The 8,348-nt window shown below is 69.4% G+C and carries 5 protein-coding genes; all 5 read left to right on the top strand.

The window, feature by feature from the left end; all coding sequences use genetic code 11:
- The first annotated feature begins 22 nt into the window (after nt 1-22).
- Nucleotides 23-2,755 (top strand): aconitate hydratase AcnA, encoded by a 2,733-nt coding sequence (gene acnA, locus VGS97_RS22270; RefSeq protein ID WP_326855565.1) that lies wholly within the window; start codon nt 23-25, stop codon nt 2,753-2,755.
- Between the two features lie 997 nt (nt 2,756-3,752).
- A complete protein-coding gene (locus VGS97_RS22275) occupies nt 3,753-4,886 on the top strand; it encodes a sugar ABC transporter substrate-binding protein (protein ID WP_326855566.1) in 1,134 nt (377 codons plus the stop codon).
- A gap of 177 nt (nt 4,887-5,063) precedes the next feature.
- Nucleotides 5,064-5,834, top strand: coding sequence for an ATP-binding cassette domain-containing protein (locus tag VGS97_RS22280; protein ID WP_349262223.1), 771 nt, complete (start codon nt 5,064-5,066; stop codon nt 5,832-5,834).
- Nucleotides 5,831-7,117 carry a sugar ABC transporter permease gene (locus tag VGS97_RS22285; protein ID WP_326855568.1) on the top strand — a complete coding sequence of 429 codons (1,287 nt, stop codon included), beginning with the start codon at nt 5,831-5,833 and terminating at the stop codon, nt 7,115-7,117. Before VGS97_RS22280 ends, VGS97_RS22285 begins: the two co-directional genes overlap by 4 nt.
- Before the next feature lie 107 nt (nt 7,118-7,224).
- Nucleotides 7,225-8,348: ROK family protein (locus tag VGS97_RS22290; protein WP_326855569.1), on the top strand; the 1,124-nt coding region annotated here is incomplete at its 3' end.

The following is an 8,348-nucleotide window of genomic DNA, read 5'->3' on the forward strand; positions in this document are numbered from 1 at the left end:
CCAGGAATAGGAGACCACCGCGATGTCCACGAACAGCGCGATCGACAGACAGCGTTCTTCGGACAGCTTCCACGCCCGCGCGCATCTGAGCGTCGGCGACGCGTCGTACGAGATCTTCCGCCTCGACGCGGTCCCCGGAGCGCAGCACCTGCCTTACTCGCTCAAGGTGCTCCTGGAGAATCTGCTGCGCACCGAGGACGGCGCGAACATCACCGCCGGGCACATCCGCGCGCTGGCCGGCTGGGACCCGGCGGCCGAGCCGGACACCGAGATCCAGTTCACCCCGGCCCGGGTGATCATGCAGGACTTCACCGGCGTGCCCTGCGTCGTGGACCTGGCCACCATGCGCGAGGCCGTGGTGGCGCTCGGCGGCGACGCGGCGCGGGTCAACCCGCTGGCCCCGGCCGAGCTGGTGATCGACCACTCGGTCATCGCGGACGTCTTCGGCACCCCGGACGCGTTCGCCCGCAACGTCGACATCGAATACGAGCGCAACCAGGAGCGGTACCGCTTCCTGCGCTGGGGGCAGACCGCCTTCGACGAGTTCAAGGTGGTGCCGCCGGGCACCGGCATCGTGCACCAGGTCAACATCGAGCACCTCGCCCGGGTCGTCATGGACCGGGACGGGCTGGCCTACCCGGACACGGTGGTCGGCACCGACTCGCACACCACCATGGTCAACGGGCTCGGCGTGCTCGGCTGGGGCGTCGGCGGCATCGAGGCCGAGGCTGCGCTGCTCGGCCAGCCGGTCTCCATGCTCATCCCGCGGGTGGTCGGCTTCAAGCTGACCGGACAGTTGCCGGCCGGCGCCACCGCCACCGACCTGGTGCTGACCATCACCGAGATGCTGCGCAGGCACGGCGTGGTGGGCAAGTTCGTCGAGTTCTACGGCGAGGGCGTCACCGCGGTCCCGCTGGCCAACCGGGCCACCATCGGCAACATGAGCCCCGAGTTCGGCTCCACCTGCGCGATCTTCCCGATCGACCGGGAGACCGTGGACTACCTGAAGCTCACCGGCCGGCCTGCCGCTCAACTCGCCCTGGTCGAGGCGTACGCCAAGGAGCAGGGCCTCTGGCACGATCCCGCCCGCGAATCCAAGTACTCCGAGTACATCGAACTGGACCTGTCCACCATCGTGCCGTCGATCGCCGGGCCGAAGCGCCCGCAGGACCGGGTCGCGCTCTCCGAGGCGAAGAGCAGGTACCGCGCGGCGGTGCGCGACTACATCAAGGACGGCGACGAGTCCGGCATCGAGTCCTTCCCGGCCTCCGACTCGCCCGCTGGACGCAACGGCCTGTCCAAGCCGACCCCGGTGACCGCGCCGGACGGGACCACGTTCGAGGTCGACCACGGCTCGGTGGTGATCGCCGCGATCACCTCCTGCACCAACACCTCGAACCCCTCGGTGATGCTCGGCGCCGCGCTGCTGGCCAAGAGGGCGGTCGAGAAGGGCCTGCACGTCAAGCCGTGGGTCAAGACCACGCTCGCGCCCGGCTCGAAGGTGGTCACCGACTACTACGACCGCGCGGGCCTGACCCCGTACCTCGACAAGCTCGGCTTCAACCTGGTCGGCTACGGCTGCACCACCTGCATCGGCAACTCCGGCCCGCTGCCCGAGCACGTCTCGGCGGCGGTGAACGCGGCCGACCTGGCCGTCGTGAGCGTGCTGTCCGGCAACCGCAACTTCGAGGGCCGGATCAACCCGGACGTCAAGATGAACTACCTCGCCTCGCCGCCGCTGGTGATCGCCTACGCGATCGCGGGCACCATGGACTTCGACTTCGAGCACGAAGCGCTCGGCGCCGACCAGGGCGGCGAGCCGGTGTACCTCAGGGACATCTGGCCCGCTCCGGCCGAGGTGCAGGAGGTCATCGGCTCGGCGATCTCGGCCGAGATGTTCGCGCACGACTACTCCGACGTGTTCGCCGGGGACGAGCGCTGGCAGTCGCTGCCGACGCCGACCGGGAACATCTTCGAGTGGGACGCCGACTCGACCTACGTGCGCAAGCCGCCGTACTTCGAGGGCATGCCCGAGACCCCGGCGCCGGTCCAGGACATCGCCGGCGCGCGCGTGCTGGCCAAGCTCGGCGACTCGGTGACCACCGACCACATCTCCCCGGCCGGCTCGATCAAGGCCGACTCGCCCGCGGGCCGGTACCTGGCCGAGCACGGCGTCGAGCGGCGCGACTTCAACTCCTATGGCTCGCGGCGCGGCAACCACGAGGTGATGATCCGCGGCACCTTCGCCAACATCCGGCTGCGCAACCAGCTGCTGGACGGCGTCGAGGGCGGCTACACCAGGAACCTGCTGACCGGCGAGCAGACGACCATCTACGAGGCCTCGGCCGCCTACGAGGAGGCGGGCGTGCCGCTGGTCGTGCTCGCAGGCAAGGAGTACGGCTCCGGCTCCTCGCGCGACTGGGCCGCGAAGGGCACCGCGCTGCTCGGGGTGAAGGCCGTCATCGCCGAGTCCTACGAGCGCATCCACCGCTCGAACCTGATCGGCATGGGCGTGCTGCCGTTGCAGTATCCGGCCGGGCAGAACGCCGCCTCGCTCGGCCTGACCGGCGAGGAGGAGATCTCCATCACCGGCATCACCGCGCTCGACGGCGGCAGCACCCCGCGCACGGTCAAGGTGAAGGCGGGGGACAAGGAGTTCGACGCCGTCGTGCGCATCGACACCCCCGGAGAGGCCGACTACTACCGCAACGGCGGCATCATGCAGTACGTCCTGCGGAACCTGATCCGGGCCTGAGGAGACGCCGCCGTGTATGCGCCCGTTGTCCGGCGGGCGCATACACGAGGGTTTTCCCGGTAGACCGGCATGGCTACGGGTCGGTAATTTCGCTCTTGGTCCAGGCCGGTGTTGTTAGAACGCTTACTCGCACACCACCGCGACGGCGTAGAGGCCGGCCGGTGCGCGAGACACAATCACGCGCACCGGCTGAGTCAGCGGCGGGAGGGTGCTGTGGATCTTGGCCGGGCGCAAGCGGCCCGCATCCCGTCGGCGCGCCGTTCCGGCACCTCGCACGTCCGGATATTGTTGCCCGCTGCACCAATCTCGGCACCAACCCCCGTGTATGCGGTCAGCCTGGGCGGATCCGGTATCGACCACGCGGAAATGGGTGCCGCAGCACGCCGTGGCGGCTGATCTCGCGATGCGCACCACGCCGTGACAACGAATCCTGCGATACACGGCCAGCCGCGGCAGGGCACCCCTCCGATCTCTCGTGCCCCTCACGGGCGCTCGCACGCGTCAACGCGGCGCCGGTGAACGGTCTCGTGGCGCCTGCCGGTCCTCTCCCGGCGGCCTTCTGGTGCTGTACCGCCTGAGTGGCGATCGGATTGCGGCCCGGTAACGGGCGTCCGGCCGCCATGAGCCCGGGTCTCGATTCGGCAACGCGGCATTTCGGCCTCAGGAGGCTGTCGAACGCGAGCCAAGATCATGTTCGAATTGTTGCCGCGGGCCGCTTCCCGGACACTTCTGAGCACGTCGCCGGGTGGAGCACGTGCCCCGTGTCGGCGTCGACTGGTCTAGACCATGCCGGAAATGCCGGAATCCGGAGAACTCCGTGTATCCTCGGCCCAGGGTTGACGTTTCCCAATCGTTACGCCCAGCTGCAAAATCACCGGTCCGACCCCTTGGCAAGGCCGGGCCGACCGAATACGTTGCCGGTCACAACATTCCTTGAACGCCGAGCCACCGGGCACTGTTGCCACCGGGCCGGCACTGAGAAAGGACCTAAAGCGCGATGATGCGTAAGGCCATCCTCACCGCCACCGTCGGCGCCGCTGCTTTGGCACTCGGCGTTGCTGGTTGTTCTTCGTCTTCGAGCACAACTCCCCCCTCCTCCTCGGGCAGCGCCTCCGCGGGCGGCAACGCCGCCGGAGGGAAGGTCGGTGTGATCCTCCCCGAGACCGCCACCTCGGCGCGCTGGGAGAACGCGGACCGGCCGGCCATCCAGAAGGAGTGCCAGGCCAAGGGCCTGTCCTGCGACATCCAGAACGCGCAGGGCAGTGACCAGCAGGAGAAGACCATCGCCGACACGATGATCAAGACCGAGCACGTCCAGGTCCTGCTCCTGGCGAGCATCGACCCGACCACCGGCCAGGCCGTCACCACCGAGGCCAAGGCCGCCGGCGTCAAGGTCATCGACTACGACCGCCTGGTCACCGGCTCCAGCCCGGACTACTACGTCTCCTTCGACAACGTCGCGGTCGGCAAGGCCCAGGGCACCGCGCTGAGCGCCGCCGTCACGTCGATGAACATCAGCAAGCCGGACGTGGCGATCCTCGACGGCGCCCCGACCGACAACAACGCCACCCTGTTCAACCAGGGCTACATGTCGGTCATCAAGCCGCTGATCGACGCCGGCACCTGGAAGAAGTCGGCCGAGCAGGCCATCGCCAACTGGGACAACACCACCGCCGGCACCACGTTCTCGGCCATGTACGGCGCCGACCACAACATCAACGTGGTCATGGTGGCCAACGACGGCATGGCCAACGCGGTCATCGCGGACCTGAAGAACCTGCACATCAACGGCAAGGTCGCGGTCTCCGGCCAGGACGCCACCGCCGCGGGCCTCCAGCACATCCTGGACGGCGACCAGTCCTTCTCGATCTACAAGCCGTCGACCCAGGAGGCCGTCCCGGCCGTCGACCTGGCCGCCGAGCTGGTCGCGAACACCACGCCGACCGAGACCTTCGCCAACGTGACCGACCCGACCAACCAGCAGGCCGTCAAGTCGCTGCTGGCCACGCCGATCACGATCACCAAGGCGAACGTCGACCAGCCGATCAAGGACAACTACGTCTCGTACGCGGACGTCTGCACCGCGGCCTACGTCGCCAAGTGCACCGCGGCCGGGATCGCGGCCCAGTAGTAAGCGGCACCTCCCCGGTTCCGCGCGGCGGCCAGCGCCCGAGCCGTCGCGCGGAACCGGGAGCTTGTCTTGTCGGGAGGTGCCGGCCGTGCTATGGCGTTGTCACAGCTTGTTGGCAATATCCGGGCGGGTCTTAAGGAAGAGGTCGAGGTGAACCAGAACGGTCCGATCCTGCAGATGCGCGGGATCACGAAATCGTTCGGCCCCGTCAGTGTGCTCAAAGGGGTGGACTTCGAAGCCCACCTCGGCGAAGTGACGGCTCTGGTCGGCGACAACGGCGCTGGCAAGTCCACGCTGGTCAAGTGCATCGGTGGCACGTATTCCATCGATGACGGCGACTATTATTTCGAGGGTCGGCCGGTACGGGTGCACGGTCCGCGTGACGCCGCGGCGCTGGGCATCGAGATCGTGTACCAGGACCTCGCGCTCTGCGACAACCTCGACATCGTCCAGAACATGTTCCTCGGCCGCGAGCGGATCAGCGGCGTGCGCACGCTCGACGAGCCGTCCATGGAGCGGGCCGCGGGGGAGACGCTGGCCTCGCTCTCGGTGCGCACCGTCAAGTCGGTGCGGCAGAAGGTCTCCAGCCTCTCCGGCGGCCAGCGGCAGACCGTGGCCATCGCCAAGGCCGTGCTGTGGAACTCCAAGGTGGTCATCCTCGACGAGCCGACCGCCGCCCTCGGCGTCGCGCAGACCGCGGAGGTGCTGCGCCTGGTGCGCAACCTGGCCGACCAGGGCTTGGCGGTCATCCTCATCTCGCACAACATGAACGACGTCCTCCAGGTCTCCGACCGGATCGCGGCGCTCTACCTCGGCCAGATGGCCGCGCTGGTCAAGCGGTCCGACGTGACGCACACCCAGATCGTCGAACTGATCACCGCGGGGCGGTCCGGCAACCTCGGGCTCCCGCTGACGACCACCCTTAACCCGAACGGAGCCGCGGCATGAGCGAGTCGATGACCGACCGCCGCGCCGACGCCGCGCCCGTGGTGACCGCCGCGGTCCCGCGCAGTATCGGCGAGTCCATCAGCAACTACCGGTCGCGCCTGAGCACCGGCGAGATCGGCTCCGTGCCCGCCGTCATCGGCATCCTCCTGCTGGTCGCCATCTTCACGGCCGCCCAGTCGAGTTTCTGGAGCGTCTCCAGCTTCATCTCGATCCTGCAAGAGTCCGCGGCGACCATCACCCTGGCCATGGGCCTGGTGTTCGTGCTGCTGCTCGGCGAGATCGACCTCTCCGCGGGCGTGGTCGGCTCCACCGCGGCCGCCTGGGGCGCGATCCTGTCGGTCAGGCACGGCATCGCCTGGCCGATCGCGATCCTCGGCGCCGCCGCGTTCGGCGCGGTGTCCGGCCTGCTGCTCGGCTGGCTGCGCGCGCGCATCGGCATTCCCTCCTTCGTGGTGACCCTGGCCGCGTTCATCGCCTTCCAGGGCGCGCAGATGCTGGTGATCGGCAACAGCGCCGGCCAGGTCTCGATCAGCGACAAGACGCTGCTCCAACTGGACAACGGCCGCCTCTCCCCGGTGCTCGGCTGGGTCTACCTGGTGATCGGCGTGGCCGTGTACGCCGCGGTGAAGCTGGCGCAGGTGGCCAGCCGCCGTCGGCAGGGGCTGGCCGTGGAGCCGGCGGGCCTGCTGTTCCTGCGCATCCTCGTGCTCGCCGCCGGCGGCGCGGTATTCGTGTACTTCTGCAACGTCGACGAGGCGCTGGGCTGGCAGCAGCGCGAGGGCATCCACATCCAGGGCGTGCCGTGGCTCGTGCCCATCATCATGGTCATGCTGGCGATCCTGACCTTCGTGCTGAACAAGACCCGTTACGGCCGGCACGTCTACGCGGTCGGCGGCAACGACGAGGCGGCCCGCCGCGCCGGTATCCCCGTGCGCGTCATCCGGACCTCCGTCTTCGTCATCTGCTCCACGATGGCGGGCTTCTCCGGGCTCTTCCTCGCCTCGAACCTCAACGGCGTCAACACCCAGGAGGGCGGCGGCAACGTCCTGCTGCTGGCGGTGGCGGCCGCGGTCATCGGCGGCACGTCGCTGGCCGGCGGGCGCGGGCGCGTCGTCGACGCCGTACTCGGCGGTCTGGCGCTGGGCATCCTGCAGTACGGGATGAGCGACCTGATCAAGGGAGGCAACGCCGCGGCCTATCAGGACATCATCACCGGCATCGTGCTGCTGCTCGCCGCCGCGGTCGACGCCCTCTCCCGGCACGCCGGGCGGGTGACGAGCTAGGCGCCCCGCCGCAGCAGGGTGGTGGTACGCCAGACGACGCGTCCGACAGGAGGCAACGGTCATGACTGAGAGGCACTGCCTTGCCTGCTGAACGCCGCAACTCAGCCATGGCGACCGGACCGGCCGGCGCGACGCAGGACGAGGTGCGCCGCCACAACGTCTCCACCCTGCTGCGGTACGTGCACGTGCACGGACCGACGTCGCGCGCGGAACTGACCGCCGCGATGCAGCTCAACCGGTCGACGATCGGCGCGTTGACCGCCGATCTGACCAATGCCGGCCTCGTGCGCGAGGAGCTTCCCGCGCGCGGGGCCGGGGCGGGGGCCGGACGGCCCAGCCTGGTCGTAGTGCCGCGCTCGGAGCGGGTGTACGTGCTCGCGTTCGACATCGGCGTCGACTACCTGATCGCCGCGAGGGTCGGCCTGGGCGGCGCGATCCTCGACCGTCGCGAGCTCTACCGCCCGCGCGGCGACTACGCGCTCGATGATGTGGCGGCCCACCTGGGCCGGTTCACCGGCGAGATGCTCAGCCGCGCTGCGACTGACGCGGTGTGCGTCGGCATCGGCGCGGCCATCGCGGGCGTTGTGCGCGACGAGGACGGCCTAGTCCGTTTCGCCCCCAACCTAGGCTGGGTGGACGCCCCGCTCGGCGAGACCCTAGCGGCGGTTGTCGCGAACTACGGCATCCACGCCCCGGTCGCCGTCGGCAACGACGCGGACTTGGGCGCACTAGCCGAGCACGTACGCGGCGCGGCGGCCGGAGCTACGGACGCGGTCTACCTGGCCGGCGAGGTCGGCGTAGGTGCCGGGATCATCGTCGGCGGCGAACCGCTGCGCGGAGCAGGTGGCTACGGCGGCGAACTCGGCCACATGGTAGTCAACCCGGCCGGCCGACTGTGCCGCTGCGGCGCGCGGGGTTGCTGGGAGACCGAGATCGGCGAGAAGGCCATCCTCGACGCGGCCGGACACCCGGACGGTCCCCGCTCGACCGTCCCAGCCGTGGTAGCCGCGGCCGCAGGGGGAGACCCGCGCGCCGCCGCCGCGATCCGGCACGTGGGGGAGTGGCTCGGGATCGGCGTCGGCAACCTGGTCAACATCTTCAACCCCGAGGTCGTCGTCTTCGGCGGGCTGCTGCGCGACATCCTGCCCGCGGTGGAGCACCAACTGCGCACGACGCTGCGCACGTCAGGCCTGGTGGCCCCGCGCGAGCAGGTACGTCTAGTCGCCCCCGG

The organism is Actinocrinis sp. (assembly GCF_035946395.1).
Lineage (GTDB): Bacteria > Actinomycetota > Actinomycetes > Streptomycetales > Catenulisporaceae > Actinocrinis.

Excerpts from the sequence above, each read along its gene's own strand:
- VGS97_RS22285 (WP_326855568.1), top strand. The coding sequence starts at position 5,831 with ATGAGCGAGTCGATGACCGACCGCCGCGCCGACGCCGCGCCCGTGGTG.
- VGS97_RS22275 (WP_326855566.1), top strand. The coding sequence starts at position 3,753 with ATGATGCGTAAGGCCATCCTCACCGCCACCGTCGGCGCCGCTGCTTTG.
- acnA (WP_326855565.1), top strand. The coding sequence starts at position 23 with ATGTCCACGAACAGCGCGATCGACAGACAGCGTTCTTCGGACAGCTTC.
- VGS97_RS22280 (WP_349262223.1), top strand. The coding sequence starts at position 5,064 with ATGCGCGGGATCACGAAATCGTTCGGCCCCGTCAGTGTGCTCAAAGGG.